Origin of the sequence: Pseudomonas gingeri (genome assembly GCF_013386115.1) — a bacterium.
GTDB classification, from domain to species: Bacteria; Pseudomonadota; Gammaproteobacteria; order Pseudomonadales; family Pseudomonadaceae; genus Aquipseudomonas; species Aquipseudomonas gingeri.
Map to the genome: position 1 here is coordinate 73,031 of NZ_JACAOR010000016.1, position 15,083 is coordinate 88,113.

Genomic DNA, 15,083 nt, shown 5'->3' on the forward strand with positions numbered 1-15,083 from the left:
TAACGTTTAATGGTTGATTGGGTATTGTGATGGATGATAGCCGCTATCAAAAATGGATGATGCCACTGATTTATGTTCAGGGGTTTGATATGTGGTTCTATGAGGTATTGAATGGCTTGGCACGCATGGACGCAAAGCTCGTTGCTGAAGACCACTGGATGACGAGTTTTCCCGAAGGGGTATCAAGAGGTGATAGTGATCGTGAAAAAGATCATTATACCCATAGTTATTTATGGGTGTTGGGAGCCTATGAACTGATAAGAACCATCTGGCAGCAATTGAATGAGGGAAAGCATCCGCATGCCAAGACGTTCAGAAAGCTTGTGGAGGATTTTGAGAAAGTTAGAATGCCATTGGCCAAGCTTGAGAGTCCAAGGAAATTCAAGGGGAACCTACCGATTGCAAGAGTCGCTATTGCTCGTCCTGAAGGTGTGTGCTGGATCTTGAGTAATAAACTTGTGGTAAGCAGGATAGAGCTGTCTGATCTGCTTATTGAGGCGCTCAATAAAATCGGCGAAGTAAGAAACATAAAGCAGGTTCGTAGAAAAAGCATTTTTGATGAAATTGATACTGGGCAGTCGGAGCACTGAGCATCTTGAGGCCAAGCCGCGTTATTGTTGTTCCAGTCTGCTGGAAAAAAATTGCTCGTAGGGTAGGGCGTCAGCGGTCGTCAGTTGATACCTTGGCCAGAAAGTTTCAGCTGGTTATACCGACCTCTAGCCCCGTCCTTCATGCTGCCTGCGATAAGCCCCCGGTTGCACCCCGACCGACTTGGCAAAGGCCCGGGTAAATGCCGCGATCGACTGATAGCCCACCGCCGCGCAGACCTGTTCCACGGTGTTGTTGGCCTTGAGCAACTGGCAGGCATGGCGGATGCGCAAGGCCAGCAGCACCTGGCCCGGCGACTGTCGGGCCAGTTCGTTGAAGCGCTTGAAAAACGCCGAGCGCGACATCCCGGTACAGGCCGCCATGCTTTCCAGCGACCAGCTTTCGCCGGGGCGCTCGATCAACTGTTCCAGCAGCGGCGCGAATCCCGGGTGCCGGGCCAGCGCCACCAGTCCGCCGAGGTCCTGGTTGCCCGCCACCTGCTGGCGCAGGACATACAGGAACAGCAGGTGACTCAAGCGCTCCAGCAATGCCGGGGAGGGCGCCGGTTGCCGCTGGCACTCGTCCAGGATCAGTTCGAACAGGGCCCGGGCCGCCGTCGATGACGGATCGCCGGCGCGCAGGACGATCCAGTCCGGCAGCCCGTCGATGATCAGCGACGACAGCCCCGAGCGGAAATGGAAGAAGCCGCAGACCAGGCCCACGCCATCCTGGGCCTCGCCGTCCAGCGCGGTCATCGCCATGCGTGGAAGGTCCCTGGCCCGGGTGCTGTCCTCGGCGCTCGAGAGCCGATAGTCCAGGTCGCGCAGCAGAAACACCGCGTCCCCGGCATGCAAACGCACGCCGGCTTGCGCTCCATCAATATGCAGCCAGCAATGTCCCTGCACGATCAGGTGGAAGCTGGCCCGCGCCAGGCCATGGGTGCTGGCGTGCCAGCCACCGCAGTAGCGCCCGACATGAAACAGGCTGGTGTCGAGCTCGAGGCTCTCTAATAACCAATCAACCAGTGGGCTGGACGAAATCATCTAATGGAAACACTCAGGAGCAAGTAAACGCTACTTTAGAATATGGATCGGAATTCTTATAACCAACAGACTTGCCGGACATCTCATCAACTGGAGTCCACGCCATGTCGCGCGTCACTTTACACACTCTGCAAAGCGCCCCTGAAGCGGCCAGGCCTTTTCTGGAGAACGCTCAGAAGAACTCCGGGTTTATCCCGAACCTGCTCGGCGTGCTCGCCAACGCACCGGCGGCCCTGGAAACCTACGTTACGGTATCGGGGCTCAATGGCAAAGCCGAGCTGAGCCTGGCCGAGCGCGAAGTGGTGCAGTTGATTGCCGCCACCACCCACGGTTGCGATTTCTGTGTCGCCGGGCATACCGCGGTGGCGGTGAACAAGGCCAGGCTGCCGGACGAGGTGGTCAGTGCCTTGCGCGGGCAAAGCGAACTGCCCGAGGAAAAACTCGAAGTACTGGCTAGCTTTACCCGGGAAGTCATCGCCACCCGCGGCAATGTCAGCGACGAGACCTTCAGCGCCTTCACGGCGGCCGGCTACACCGAGGGCAATGCCCTGGAAGTGATTCTCGGCGTCAGTCTGGCGACCCTGTGCAACTTCGCCAATGTCTTCGCCCGCACGCCGCTCAATCCCGAGCTGGCCAAGTACCGCTGGCAAGCGGCGGGTCAATGATTCAACGGCGTCGGCAATGGCCGGGCGCCGCGTTCGAGGAGAGAACCACATGCTTGATCCGGCATTGAGCCAATGGCTGGACGAACACGCCCAGGCCCTGGACCTGGGGCAATGCGACCCGCAGTCGGTGCTGTCGCGGCTGGCCGCCGCGCGGGTGCTGCGCGTCGGTGTCGAAGAAGCCCAGGGTGGCAGCGGTGGCGATATCGCCGATGCCGTGGAAACGCTCGCCGGCGTTGCCAGTCATTCCCTGGCGGCGGCCTTTGTCTTCTGGGGCCAGCGGGCCTTTATCGAATACCTGCTGCAGAGCCCGAATCGTGGCCTGCGTGAACGCCTGCTGCCATCGTTGCTCAGTGGCGAGCTGGCCGGGGCGACCGGGCTGTCGAACGCGATGAAGTTCCTTTCGGGCATCGAGTCGCTGCAGGTGCGTGCGCGCTCCCAGGCCGATGGCTGGCAACTCGACGGTCGCCTGCATTGGGTGACCAACCTGCGCAAGAGCGGGTTTGTCGTGGCCGCGGCGATCGAGCGCGAGGAGGGCGGGGTGCCCTTTGTACTGGCGATTCCAGATGGACTGGAGGGCGTCAGGCGCTCTGCCGACCTGCAACTGATGGGCCTGCAATCGAGCAATACTGCGGCCATCGACCTGCAACAGGTCAGCGTGAGCAGCGACTGGTTGCTGCACGAAGATGCCAAGCGTTTTCTGCCGGCGGTACGCCCGGCGTTTCTCGGCCTGCAATGCGGCATGGCGATCGGCCTGAGCCGGCGCGCCCTGAGTGAGGTCGCCGGCCATCTGCAGGACGGCCGCTCGATTCTGCGCGAGCCCCTGCTGGAGCAACGCCATGTGCTGGAGCAGGCGGTGGAAGCCCTGAAGAACGGTCTGCTCGATGGCCGTTTCCTCACCCGTCCCGCCGACCTGTTCCAGATCCGCATCACCCTCGCCGAGTCCGCCGCCCAGGCGGTGCAACTGGAATTGCAGGCCAGCGGCGGCAAGGCCTACCTGAGCGAGCACGGCAGCGGTTTTGCCCGGCGCTGGCGCGAGTCGGCGTTCGTGCCGATCGTCACCCCGAGCCTGGTGCAACTGCGCGCCGAACTGCAACGTCAGGCGCGGGAAGCGGCGGCATGAGCACCTCCTTGCTGCAAGCCCGGCAGATCAGCCTCGGTTACCCCCGTGAGCAGGGTTGGCACACCGTGCTGGAGGGTTTCGATCTCGACCTGAAACCGGGGGAAGTGGTATCGATCCTCGGTCCGAGCGGGGTCGGCAAGTCGAGCCTTTTGCGGGTCCTGGCGGGCTTGCAGGCGCCCCATGGCGGCCAGGTGAGCCTGCTCGGGGAATCCCTGAACGGCCCGCACCCGCGGGTGGCGGTGGCCTTCCAGGACCCGAGCCTGCTGCCCTGGCTGAGTCTGGAAAAGAACGTTGCCTTTGGCCTGGACTTTGCCCGACAGCCCTCGTTGAGCCAGGAACAGCGCCAGGCGCGGATCAGTCATGCGATTGCCTCGGTCGGCCTGTTGCACGCCCGCGACCAGTACCCGGCGCAGCTTTCCGGCGGCATGGCCCAGCGCACGGCGCTGGCCCGCTGCCTGGCGCGCCACCCGCAGGTGCTGCTGCTGGACGAACCGTTCGGCGCGCTGGACGAAGTCACCCGCGCCGACATGCAGCAACTGTTGCTGCGGGTGATTGCCGAACACCGCACCGCGGCGGTGCTGATCACCCATGACATTGATGAAGCCCTGCTGCTCTCCGAGCGCATCCTGCTACTGGGTAACAGCCCGGCGCGGACGCTCGGCGAATGGCGCATCGACCTGCCGCAGCCACGTGCCGAACTGGTGGATGAACTGGGTGCCCTGCGTATCGATATTCTCAAAACCCTTCGGCGGGCGAGCCGCAACCCCCTCAACTCAACGCAGCCCGAACCGTCGGAGATGGATCATGTGCCTGGACGACTTCACCCACACACGTCGTGACTTCCTCAAACTCAGCGCCTTGCTGACCGCTGGCGGTGCCTTGCCGCTGCTCAACAGCCTGCAGGCCCGCGCGGCCTCGGAGCCTGACGCACCGGTACGCATCGGCTACCTGCCGATCACCGATGCCACGCCCTTGCTGGTGGCCCATAACAATGGCCTGTTCGAAGCCGAAGGGATCAAGGCCGAGCGCCCGGTCCTGCTGCGCAGCTGGGCCCAGGTGATCGAGGCGTTCATTTCCGGGCAGGTCAATGTGATCCACCTGCTGTCGCCGATGACGGTCTGGGCCCGCTACGGCAGCAAGGTCCCGGCCAAGGTGGTGGCCTGGAACCATGTCGGCGGCTCGGGCCTGACCGTGGCTCCGGGGATCACCGAGGTCAAGCAACTGGGCGGACAATCGGTGGCGATTCCGTTCTGGTATTCGATCCACAACGTGGTGGTGCAGCAGTTGTTCCGCGATCATGGCCTGCAACCGGTGAGCAAGCCCGCCAACGGCGTGCTGGCGGCCAACGAGGTCAACCTGGTGGTGTTGCCGCCCTCGGACATGCCGCCGGCCCTGGCCAGCAAGCGGATCGCCGGCTATATCGTCGCCGAGCCGTTCAATGCCCTGGCCGAGGAACTCAAGGTCGGCCGGGTCCAGCGCTTCACCGGCGATATCTGGCGCAACCATGCCTGCTGCGTGGTGTTCATGCACGAGCAGGACCTCAACAACCGTCCCGATTGGTCGCAGAAGGTGGTCAACGCCATCGTCAAGGCGCAGCTCTGGACCCGCGACAACCGCGCCGAGGCCGCCAGGCTGCTGTCCAAGGACGGCACCAACCGCTACACCCCGCACACGCCGCAAGTGCTCGGCCGGGTGCTGGTGCCCAACGCCGTCGAGCGTGATGCCTACCTCGCCAGCGGGGCGATCCAGCATGGCAACTGGGATGAGCAACGCATCGACTTCCAGCCTTATCCGTTTCCCAGCTACACCGAGGAACTGGTGCGGCGCCTGAAGGACACGCTGATCGAGGGCGACAAGGGCTTCCTTGCCAACCTCGATCCGCAGCAGACCGCCCGCGACCTGGTGGACGACCGCTTCGTGCGCAACAGCATCGCCGCCGTGGGTGGGCTCAAGGCGTTCGGTCTGCCCGACAGCTTCGAGCGCAGCGAGGAGTTCAGTCTCTGATGGGCAAGGCGTCTTCACCGTTGTGGAACTGGGTACTGGGTATCGCCGGATTGTTGAGCCTGCTGCTGGCCTGGTGGCTCGGCGTGCACCTGTTCGGCAGCGCGGACGGGCTGGCGGCGCGTTTCTCGCCCGAGGCGACCCTGACCAGCCTGGTCGAACTGCTCGGTCGGGCCGAGCTGTACGAGCATGTACTGGTCAGCCTCAAGCGCATCCTCGTCGGCCTGTTGCTGGCGTTGCTGATCGGCGTGCCCCTGGGCCTGCTGATCGGCAGCTATCGTCACCTGGAGGCTGCGACCACGCCGGCGTTCCAGTTCCTGCGGATGATTTCCCCGCTGTCGTGGATGCCGGTGGTGGTGATGCTGATGGGCGTGGGCGACCAGCCGATCTACTTCCTGCTGGCGTTCGCGGCGGTCTGGCCGATCCTGCTCAACACCGTGGCCGGGGTACGTCAGCTCGACCCACGCTGGTTGCAGTTGAGCCGCAGCCTCAGCGCCACCCGTTGGGAAACCCTGCGCAAGGTGATCCTGCCGGGTGTCCTGGGCCATGTGCTGACCGGCGTGCGCCTGTCCATCGGCATTCTCTGGATCGTGTTGGTGCCGTGCGAAATGCTTGGCGTCAGTGCGGGGCTGGGCTACTTCATCCTCGACACCCGCGACCGGCTGGCCTATTCGGAACTGATGGCAATGGTGCTGCTGATCGGCGTGCTGGGCTTTGCCCTCGATGCCCTGGCGCGTGGCCTGCATCGGCGCTGGGCGCATGCCTGAGCGTTACCGCTTGCCAGCGCCCAGGCGTTCCTGCGATCAGATAACCCTGCCCGGGGCGCGTCGGCCGAAGGTTCTCTTGAACGAGAGCGCGATCAGCGTGCCGTTTTTTCCCGGCAGTAGCAGATCGGGGACCGGGGACCGGGCGTCGTGTCGTGCCGGCCCGGGCCGGTCGACTTCGGTGCCCACGGGCTGGCCCTTGGCACTCAGCGCCACGGTGCCGAGTCCGGCAATGATCAAGGGAAGCAACAGTCGCTGTCTGAAAGAAGCCATGCGCACACTCCTGCCTGGGTTGAGGGAGAGCATCCGTGCCCTGTCGATAGAGGCAGGGTAGCGATGGCCGGCAAGCGCTGCTGTAACGGGCTGTAACGCGGCGGCTGTGGTCTCAGTCGGGCCGCAGTGGCAGGACCAGGCTGAAGCGGGCACCGCCCAGCGGGCCACGGGACACCGACAGCTCGCCGCGATGCCAGTGTGCCGCCCGTTGCGCCAGCGCCAGGCCCAGGCCGAACCCGCCCGGCTGTTCGGGACCGCTGGACAGTCGCACGAAGGGCTCGAAAATCTTCTCCCGGTCTTCGGCGAGGATGCCCGGACCATCGTCGTCGACGTGCAGGACCAAGTGATTTTCACCCTGGCGCAGGGCGCTGATCCGCACATGGGAGCGGGCATAGGCCACGGCATTGCCCAGCAGGTTGCGCACGATCAGGTGCAGCAGGGCGCTGTCGCCAATCAGCTCGAGTCCCGGTGGATCGGTTTCCAGTTCCAGGCGATGCCGGTTGCCGTCGAGCAGGGCGAATTCGTTTTGCAGCCAGCTCTGGATCAGGATCGGCTCATTGTTCAGGTTGGCCGGTGCGCCGGCCAGCTTGGCGAAGGTCAGGCTGGCGCGGACCAGCGATTCGAGTTCCTCGATGTCGACCTGCAAGCGTTCCTGCAGGCGCTTGCGGGTGGCTTCGTCTTCGCTGCGGGTCAACAGCACCAGGGCGAAGCGCAGCCGTGCCAGCGGCGTGCGCAATTCGTGGGACACCGCCTGGGACACTTCCTTGTGCCGCTCGCTCATGGCGGCGATGTCCTGGGCATGCTGCTGCAGGGTCAGCAGCAACGGTCGCCACTCCTTGCCCACGGGGGGCAGGGTGACGGTGGGCGTGCGGACCATGCCGCCCAGGCAGGCGGCGAGGGCGGTCATGTCGCGCTGGTGCTGGCGTCGGCGTCTCCAACCCAGGCCCAGGAACACCAGGACCGGTGCCCCGGCGGCGAAGGCGGTAAACCAGTAGATCGGCGTGACGAAAAAGTCATCGAGCGAAGCGCTGACCCACATGGGACCGAACTGGATCAGCGTCTCGTCGTCCAGCGGGTAATAGGCGATCTCTTCATCGACATCCTGCACCGCCTCGTGGTGTTCGAGCATGGTGTCCGCTTCCGGCGGTACGTCGATGCTGTCGCGCTCGACCAGGTTCACCGGGTACTGGAAGTGCTGGCGCAGCACATCGAGCCTGACCTCGCGCTGCTTGGCGGACAGTGGCTTGAGTTGCTGCGCGATCAGGTAGCCGGGGCCGGTCATCAGGCGCCGGAAGCTGGCCTCGCTGACGGCCACCGAGGCACCGGCCGACAGCCACAGCAGGTACAGGGTCAGCGCGGTCCAGAGCAGGCCGGCGACAATGGCCATCCAGCGCCTGGGTTCAAACATGGCTCGGCCCGATTTCGACGAACAGATAGCCCTGGGCCGGAACGGTCTGGATGGTCACCGGGCATTCCAGGCCGACCAGCTTCTTGCGCAGCCGTGACACACGCATGTCGATCGAACGGTTCAGTCCGTCGTACTCGAGGCCTCGCAGTTGCTGCAGCAGCTTTTCCCGGGTCAGCGGCACGCCCGGCTGGCGCGAGAAGATATCCAGCAGTTCGTACTCGCTGGCGGAGAACGCCAAGGCGGTGTCGTTGAGCCACGCCCGGCGGTTTTTTGCATCCAGCTTGAACGCACCGAACTCATAGCCTTGCGGTGGCGCCTGGCGATGGCGTCGCAGCAGGGCACGAATACGGGCCAGCAGCAACAGCGGGTCGATCGGCTTGACCACATAGTCGTCGGCCCCGACATCGAAGCCGACCAGTTGCTCGGTGTTCTCATCCAGGGCGGTCATCATCAGGATCAGCCCCGGATACTCGGCGCGGATTTCCCGACACAGGCTGAAGCCGTCCAGGCCGGGCAGCATGACGTCGAGGATCAGCAGCGCCGGTTGCTCTTCGCGGATGCGCCGGACGGCCCGGTCGCCGCGGTGCTCGATGGACACGTCAAAGCCCTCGGAGCGCAGGAACTCCGCCGTGAGCTGGGCCAGGGGGCGATCGTCTTCGATCAGCAGCAGGGTGTCTGACATCGTCGGCAAGGTCGTCGGGTTTTTGAAAGCAGGCACGGCTCGAAGGGGTGAGCACGGTGGGAAATGTAACACAGTGATGACAACGTCATATCGTTCAGCCGCGGTTGGGGTGGGCTGTGCAATTCTCCCCCCGAAAATGACATGAATTTCATGTGGCTGGTCTAGTCTCCCTTCGGAACATTGCTGGAATCGCTGACTATGAACAAGGTATTTCGTCACTACATTCCAGCCAGCACCCGGCGCCTGCTGCCCAATCGCTGGGACCTGATGGCCATGCCGCTGGTGGTCGGTTTCCTGCTGTTCCTGTCGATCGGCGCACGGGAAACCTGGGCGCCGATTTCCACCTTGCAGAGCCAGGTGATCTCCCTGGATCCGGCCAACCTGCCGGAATACGCGATCCGCACCACCCTGCGCATGCTCGCGGCCATGGTCGCGGCGCTGGTCTTCACCTTTATCTACGGCACCCTGGCTGCCAAGAGCCGGCGTGCGGAAAAGCTCCTGGTGCCGGTGCTCGACATCCTGCAATCGGTGCCGGTGCTGGGCTACATCTCCTTTACGGTGACCTTTTTCCTCCTGTTGTTCCCCGGGCGGGTGCTGGGGGCGGAGTGCGCGGCGATCTTCGCGATCTTCACCAGCCAGGCCTGGAACATGACGTTCAGCTTCTACCAGTCGCTACGCATGTTGCCCCGCGACCTGGAAGAAGTATCCAGCAGCCTGCAACTGTCCGGCTGGCAGAAGTTCTGGAAGCTCGACGTGCCGTTCGCCATCCCCGGATTGGTATGGAACATGATGATGAGCATGTCCGGCGGCTGGTTCTTCGTGGTGGCCTCGGAAGCCATCACCGTCGGCGACAAGACCATCACGCTGCCGGGGATCGGGTCGTACCTGGCGCTGGCCATCGACCAGCGCGACCTCTCGGCGGTGGGCTACGTGATCCTGGCGATGATCGTGGTGATCCTGATCTACGACCAGTTCCTGTTCCGACCCCTGGTGGCCTGGGCGGACAAGTTCCGCATGGAGGACACCTCGTCCCAGGGCGGTGCCCCGGAGTCCTGGGTGCTGCGGCTGATCCAGCGGACCCGGGTGATCCAGCGCCTGATTCGTCCGGTGGTGCGTGCCGTCACCCGGCTCGGGCATCTGCGCCTGAGCCTGAACCGGCCCCGCCGCCATGCCGGGGGCGCTGCCGCCAACCCGACCGCCTCGCGGGTGGTCGACTGGGTCTGGGGCGTCTGTATCGGCGCGCTGACGCTCTATGCGCTGTACCACATCGTGCTGTATGTCAGCAGCGAAGTGACCCTCGGCGACGTCGGCCATGTACTCGGCCTGGGCTTGATCACGCTGCTGCGGGTGGTGGTGTTGATCGGTGTCGCGTCGCTGATCTGGGTGCCGCTGGGGGTGATGATCGGCCTGCGTCCGCACCTGGCGGAAAAGATCCAGCCGCTGGCGCAGTTTCTCGCCGCGTTTCCGGCGAACCTGCTGTTTCCGGTGTTCGTCATCGTGATCCTGCACTTCCAGTTGAACCCGGATATCTGGCTCAGTCCGCTGATCGTGCTCGGCACCCAGTGGTACATCCTGTTCAACGTGATCGCCGGGGCCAGCGCCTTCCCCAATGACTTTCGCGAAGCCGCGGCGAACTTCCATATCCGTGGCTGGCAGTGGTGGCGCAAGGTCATGCTGCCGGGCATTTTTCCCTACTACGTGACCGGTGCGATCACCGCCTCCGGTGGTGCCTGGAACGCCAGCATCGTCTCCGAGTTCGTCTCCTGGGGCCAGGACAAGGTGGTCGCCCACGGCCTGGGCGCCTATATCGCCCAGACCACCGCCGCCGGCGACTTCCCGAAAATCACCCTCGGGGTGGTGGTCATGTCGTTGTTCGTCGTGCTGTTCAATCGTCTGGTCTGGCGGCCGATGTACGCCATTGCCGAAAACAAACTCCGTATGAATTAACCCGAGTCGGTCTCATGAATAGTCATACCGAATACACCAGCGCTTCCCGTGAAATCTACTCGCTGACCAACGTGAGCAAGGGCTTTGGCAAGGGCAAGGATGAACGGCAGGTGCTCAGCGAGGTGGACCTGAGCCTGCACGAAGGCGAGATCGTCGGCCTGCTGGGACGCTCCGGTTCGGGCAAGTCGACGCTGCTGCGAATCATCGCCGGGCTGATCCAGCCGACCTCCGGTGACGTGCTCTACAACGGCACGCCCCTGGCCGGACCGGCGAAGGGCGTGGCCATGGTGTTCCAGACCTTTGCCCTGTTCCCCTGGCTGACGGTGCTGGAAAACGTCGAGGCGGGTCTGCAGGCGCTGCAGGTCGAGCCCAGGGAAGCGCGCAAACGGGCCCTGGCCGCCATCGACCTGATCGGTCTCGACGGTTTCGAAAACGCCTACCCGCGCGAGCTGTCCGGCGGCATGCGCCAGCGCGTGGGTTTCGCCCGCGGGCTGGTGGTCAACCCGACCCTGTTGCTGATGGACGAGCCGTTTTCCGCCCTTGACGTGCTGACCGCGGAAAACCTGCGGACCGACCTGCTGGAACTGTGGAGTGGCGGACAACTGCCGATCAAGTCGATCCTGATCGTCACCCACAACATCGAGGAAGCGGTGCTGATGTGCGACCGCATCATGGTGCTGTCCTCGAACCCCGGGCGGGTGGTGGCGCAGATCAAGGTTCCCTTTGCCCATCCGCGCAACCGCCTGGACCCGATCTTTCGCAAGATGGTCGACGATATCTACGCGCTGATGACCGACCGGCGCAGTGCCGATGCCCGTACCGGCAAGGCCGAACTGCAACTGGGCAGCCGTCTGCAGGAAGTGCCGACCAACCTGATGGCCGGCCTGATCGAGGCGCTGGCGGCCGAGCCCTACCACGGTCGGGCAGGCTTGCCGAACGTGGCGGAGCGGTTGTTGCTGGAGGTCGACGATCTGTTCCCGGTGGCCGAGATGCTGGAGCACCTGGGCTTTGCCGAACTGCGCGGCGCCGATATCTCCCTGACCGAGGCGGGCAAGCTGTTTGCCGAGTACGGCACCCAGGAGCGCAAGGTCATGTTCGCCGACCATCTGCTGCGCCAGGTGCCGTTGGCGGCGCGTATCCGCCAGGTCCTGCAGGAGCGGCGCGGCCACTGGGCGCCGCGGGTGCGTTTCGAACAGGAACTGGAGGACTCCCTCAGCGAAGACTTCGTCGAGCAGACCCTGGAAAGCGTGATCAGTTGGGGCCGCTACGCCGAAATCTTCTCCTACAACGACAGCACCGAGACCTTCAGCCTGGACGACGTGGAGGGCGAGAGCTGATACCCGTACGCCGCGAAACCTCTAGGAGCTGGTTTGCCGGCGATAGCGTCCGCAAGGGCGATGCAAGGCTCCATGCCTTCATCGCCAGCAAGCCGGCTCCTGCAGATCGGTGTTCCGGCACAACTTACCGTCAGATATGCAGCCAGGCCAGCGAGCCGAGTACCACGCTCGCTGCCGCTGCGGTGTAGGACAGGCGCTTGAGCCATTCGCGGCGGGTCAGCAAGGTAATGGCCGCCATCGAAATGGCGATCTGGATGGCCGTCATTGCCTGGGCCCAGCGATGATGCTGATGCAGGGCTTCCTCCGACCTGGCATCCCATTCACGGCTCTGGGTTTCCAGCCCCTCGGCTTTCTGCCGCACCGCTTCCTTTTCCTTCTTGTAGCGTTCGGCTTCGGCGTTGTAGTGCGCGGCATCCAGTCCCGGGATATGGCTGGCCATTTCCGAGAGGTTCTGGCGGCTGGACTTGGCCTGGTAGTAGTTCCACTGGTTGGCGGCTTCGGTCTTGATGATCGCGGCGTTGTTCTTGTCCATCGCCGCTTCGCTTTCCGTGGAGCCCGCCTGGTAGCTGAGCATGGCGCCGATGGTCGCCATGATGGCGGTCATCACCGCGATCCGACTGGCAAAACCGTCGCCGCGGGCATGGGCGTGCTCGGTGGTGTGTTCAACGTGTTTTTCGTGAGGGCTGGGGACTTCGAAGGCTTCGCTCATAAACGCTGGTCTTTGGGTGGAAAGTGCGGGGAGCGCAGTGTAAGGCCAGTGCTGGCAGAAGGCTCTAGTTCAAAGATGAAGATTCAAATACACGGTTATCCGGCAACGATGCGCAGTGACGATGAACATGCGTTCGACAGTCCTGAAGTGCTACATTGGCCGCCGCGCAAGCAGTGCCTGTTGCGCTTGACCTCGGCAGGAAGCTGGAATGCCCCACACGTCTGACCATAACGCTCCCGAACCTGAACAGGGCCGGAACTGGTTTGCCTTCCTGGTCACGTTCATCGTGTGCACGGCGGTATTTCTGGGGGTGTATTTCGTCCGTCTCAACCTGGAAGTGGATCGCGAGCGCGAAGCCCTGGCCGAACGGTTGGTGCGCTGCCGCGAACAGCGCCTGAACACCCTTTCCAGCCCGCAGTTCCGGGCGACACTGCAGGAAAACTGCAGCAGCATCGAGGCCGAATTCCTCACCCGCTTCGGCTATGCGCGGTGATGTTCAGCCGATGACTTTCGGCAACTGCCAGCCGCCGCTGAGCGACAGCAGGCGCAGGGCCACGCAGGCAGCGCCAGCCAGCAGGGCGGCGGCCACCGGTGGCGCCCCCAGGCGCCGGGCGATGATCAGCACGGCGGCGCCGGTAAAGGCCGAAGTCGCGTATAGATCAGCCTGCAGCACCAGCGGAATCCGTGCCAGGACGATATCGCGCACGACCCCACCGCCGACCCCGGTAATAGTGCCCATCAGCATCGCCACAAAGGGCGAAATACCGAAGTTCAAGGCTTTCTGTGCACCGGCCACGGCGAACAGCGCCAGGCCGGCGGTGTCCAGCAGGATGAGCAGCGATGTCGACAGGTTGAACACCTGCGCATGGAAGACGAACGCCAACAGGCCCATGGCAAAGGCCAGCGCCGGGTAGCGCCAGTCGCATACAGCATTGGGGGGAGTGGCGCCGATCAGCAGGTCGCGGGTGACTCCACCGCCGAGGGCGACGATAAAGGCGATCACCATTACCCCGAGCAGGTCCAGGCCACTGCGCATGGCGCTGACCGCGCCTTCGATGGCGAACACGGCGGTACCGACCAGGTCCGCGACCAACACCACATGCTCGACTCGGGTTTTCATGAAGGCGGGGCTTCCGTCAGGGACCGTGCTGGACGATACGACAACAGTAGACCCTGCGAGTCGTGTTGCCGATGAAACCCGGCGTGATTTTGCTATCGTTGGCCCTTTGTTGCCGAACCCGAGAGCCCGATGCCTGCCGTCCGCCCCGCACGTCCCGATGATATTCCCGCCCTGGCAGCGGTCGAGCGTTCCGCTGCGTCGATCTTCCGCGAGATCGGACTGGCCTGGGTGGCCGAGGGCGAGCCGTTGCCGGGTGATTACCTGGAGCAGTTATGCCGGCATCACACCCTGTGGGTCGCGGTGGATGGGGCAGACCAGCCGGTGGGCTTCCTGGCGGCGGAGACGATGGACCGATCGTTCTTTATCGTCGAACTGTCCGTCCATGCCGCGCACCAGAAACGCGGCCTCGGCGCGCAACTGATGGCGGCGGCAATTGCTTGTGCGAAGGCCGAGCAGTTCGCGACCGTCAGCCTGACGACCTATCGGCACCTGCGCTGGAACGCGCCGTTCTATGCCCGGCTGGGGTTTGTCGAGGTCGAGGCGGGCAGTCTTGGAGAAGAGCATGTCGCGCAGTTGCAGCATGAAGTTGCGGTGGGGCATGAGGCGGCGTTGCGGTGTGTGATGGTCAAGTATTTGAAGCCGCTCAACGGGTTGTTGACGCCAGAATGATGGCTATTTAATATCTTGTAATCATTTTGATATCACTTCGTGCAAAGGAAACGGGTCGCCTGCGTCTTTCATAGACAAAACAGGGCGCCCGTTTTTTTTGTGCGGATCGCCGAGATTTTTGACATGGACGTCCGCCAGTTCGCCTTCCTTGCGCGCCAACCTTCTGCTGCCCTGAAAAACCGTGAGCACTTCCTGGGATTGCCCAAGCGCGGCCTGGCGTTCCTGTTGGCGAACGTCATGTTCTGGCAGCCGCTGTGGGCCCAGGCGGACGGCATCGTGGTCAGCGCGCCGGGGACCACGCTCGGTCAGGCAGGCAATGGCGTACCCATCATCAATATCGCCGCGCCCAATGGCAGCGGCCTGTCCCATAACCAGTTCCACGACTACAACGTCGGCGCCAACGGCGTCATCCTCAACAACGCCATCGACCGGACCCAGTCCACGCAACTGGGCGGCATCATCCTCGGCAACAGCAACCTCAACGGCCGAGCCGCCACCACCATCCTCAACGAAGTCAATGGCGGCAGCCCCAGCCAGTTGCGCGGCTACACCGAAGTGGCGGGGCAGTCGGCCCATGTGATCGTCGCCAACCCTTACGGCATCAGTTGCAGTGGCTGCGGCTTTATCAACACGCCGCAGGCGACCCTGACCACCGGCAAACCTATTGTCGAGAACGGCCAGGTGTCGGGTTATCAGGTCGACCAGGGCAGCGTGTCCATCGAAGGCGCCGGGCTTAACGCCAACAATATCGACCAGT

General features: G+C 63.5%; 17 protein-coding genes. 11 read left to right on the forward strand and 6 right to left on the reverse strand.

Going from position 1 to position 15,083, the window contains the following annotated elements; all coding sequences use genetic code 11:
- The first annotated feature begins 29 nt into the window (after window positions 1-29).
- Entirely contained in the window at window positions 30-590 is a 561-nt protein-coding gene (locus tag HX881_RS30540) for a hypothetical protein (RefSeq protein WP_177088289.1), read from the forward strand.
- Between the two features lie 126 nt (window positions 591-716).
- Here the strand turns inward: HX881_RS30540 and HX881_RS30545 are convergent, their stop codons facing one another.
- Window positions 717-1,631 carry an AraC family transcriptional regulator gene (locus HX881_RS30545; RefSeq protein ID WP_177088291.1) on the reverse strand — a complete coding sequence of 305 codons (915 nt, stop codon included), beginning with the start codon at window positions 1,629-1,631 and terminating at the stop codon, window positions 717-719.
- A gap of 104 nt (window positions 1,632-1,735) precedes the next feature.
- Between HX881_RS30545 and HX881_RS30550 the strand changes: the two genes are divergently transcribed.
- From HX881_RS30550 to HX881_RS30570, 5 genes are read left to right on the forward strand one after another with little or no spacing between them, the layout of a single operon-like run.
- Window positions 1,736-2,296: a carboxymuconolactone decarboxylase family protein gene (locus tag HX881_RS30550; protein ID WP_177088293.1), complete on the forward strand. Its 561-nt coding sequence runs from the start codon at window positions 1,736-1,738 to the stop codon at window positions 2,294-2,296.
- 49 nt (window positions 2,297-2,345) lie between these two features.
- On the forward strand, window positions 2,346-3,416 hold the full coding sequence (locus HX881_RS30555; protein WP_177088295.1) for an acyl-CoA dehydrogenase family protein: 1,071 nt from the start codon (window positions 2,346-2,348) through the stop codon (window positions 3,414-3,416).
- Window positions 3,413-4,255, forward strand: a complete 843-nt coding sequence (locus HX881_RS30560; RefSeq protein ID WP_017123889.1) for an ABC transporter ATP-binding protein — start codon at window positions 3,413-3,415, stop codon at window positions 4,253-4,255. The genes HX881_RS30555 and HX881_RS30560 overlap by 4 nt, the downstream gene beginning before the upstream one ends.
- Complete coding sequence (locus tag HX881_RS30565; protein ID WP_177088297.1) at window positions 4,221-5,420, forward strand: ABC transporter substrate-binding protein; 1,200 nt, start codon at window positions 4,221-4,223, stop codon at window positions 5,418-5,420. The genes HX881_RS30560 and HX881_RS30565 overlap by 35 nt, the downstream gene beginning before the upstream one ends.
- Window positions 5,420-6,184, forward strand: coding sequence for an ABC transporter permease (locus HX881_RS30570; protein ID WP_017123891.1), 765 nt, complete (start codon window positions 5,420-5,422; stop codon window positions 6,182-6,184). Before HX881_RS30565 ends, HX881_RS30570 begins: the two co-directional genes overlap by 1 nt.
- 36 nt (window positions 6,185-6,220) lie before the next feature.
- Here HX881_RS30570 and HX881_RS30575 read toward each other — a convergent pair whose 3' ends face one another.
- From HX881_RS30575 to HX881_RS30585, 3 genes are all read right to left on the reverse strand, one after another.
- Entirely contained in the window at window positions 6,221-6,454 is a 234-nt protein-coding gene (locus HX881_RS30575) for a hypothetical protein (protein WP_177088299.1), read from the reverse strand.
- A gap of 112 nt (window positions 6,455-6,566) precedes the next feature.
- Entirely contained in the window at window positions 6,567-7,862 is a 1,296-nt protein-coding gene (locus HX881_RS30580; RefSeq protein WP_042934456.1) for an ATP-binding protein, read from the reverse strand.
- Entirely contained in the window at window positions 7,855-8,544 is a 690-nt protein-coding gene (locus HX881_RS30585; protein ID WP_177088300.1) for a response regulator, read from the reverse strand. Before HX881_RS30585 ends, HX881_RS30580 begins: the two co-directional genes overlap by 8 nt.
- A gap of 198 nt (window positions 8,545-8,742) precedes the next feature.
- Here HX881_RS30585 and HX881_RS30590 point away from each other — a divergent pair, with 198 nt between their 5' ends.
- Together HX881_RS30590 and HX881_RS30595 are read left to right on the forward strand one after the other, a co-directional pair.
- The gene (locus HX881_RS30590) at window positions 8,743-10,491 is read left to right on the forward strand and encodes an ABC transporter permease (protein ID WP_177088302.1); all 1,749 of its coding nucleotides are present in this window, start codon (window positions 8,743-8,745) and stop codon (window positions 10,489-10,491) included.
- A 14-nt stretch (window positions 10,492-10,505) separates the two neighbouring features.
- Window positions 10,506-11,828: an ABC transporter ATP-binding protein gene (locus HX881_RS30595; protein ID WP_177088304.1), complete on the forward strand. Its 1,323-nt coding sequence runs from the start codon at window positions 10,506-10,508 to the stop codon at window positions 11,826-11,828.
- A 130-nt stretch (window positions 11,829-11,958) separates the two neighbouring features.
- Here HX881_RS30595 and HX881_RS30600 read toward each other — a convergent pair whose 3' ends face one another.
- On the reverse strand, window positions 11,959-12,537 hold the full coding sequence (locus HX881_RS30600; RefSeq protein WP_017123897.1) for a DUF4337 domain-containing protein: 579 nt from the start codon (window positions 12,535-12,537) through the stop codon (window positions 11,959-11,961).
- A gap of 208 nt (window positions 12,538-12,745) precedes the next feature.
- Here HX881_RS30600 and HX881_RS30605 point away from each other — a divergent pair, with 208 nt between their 5' ends.
- Window positions 12,746-13,030 (forward strand): hypothetical protein, encoded by a 285-nt coding sequence (locus HX881_RS30605; protein WP_177088306.1) that lies wholly within the window; start codon window positions 12,746-12,748, stop codon window positions 13,028-13,030.
- A gap of 3 nt (window positions 13,031-13,033) precedes the next feature.
- On the opposite strand, the gene HX881_RS30610 is transcribed toward HX881_RS30605, so the two are convergent.
- Complete coding sequence (locus tag HX881_RS30610; RefSeq protein ID WP_177088307.1) at window positions 13,034-13,657, reverse strand: trimeric intracellular cation channel family protein; 624 nt, start codon at window positions 13,655-13,657, stop codon at window positions 13,034-13,036.
- 129 nt (window positions 13,658-13,786) lie between these two features.
- Here HX881_RS30610 and HX881_RS30615 point away from each other — a divergent pair, with 129 nt between their 5' ends.
- Window positions 13,787-14,326 (forward strand): GNAT family N-acetyltransferase, encoded by a 540-nt coding sequence (locus tag HX881_RS30615; protein WP_177088309.1) that lies wholly within the window; start codon window positions 13,787-13,789, stop codon window positions 14,324-14,326.
- Between the two features lie 123 nt (window positions 14,327-14,449).
- On the forward strand, window positions 14,450-15,083 hold a 634-nt coding region (locus tag HX881_RS30620; RefSeq protein WP_177088311.1), incomplete at its 3' end, for a filamentous hemagglutinin N-terminal domain-containing protein.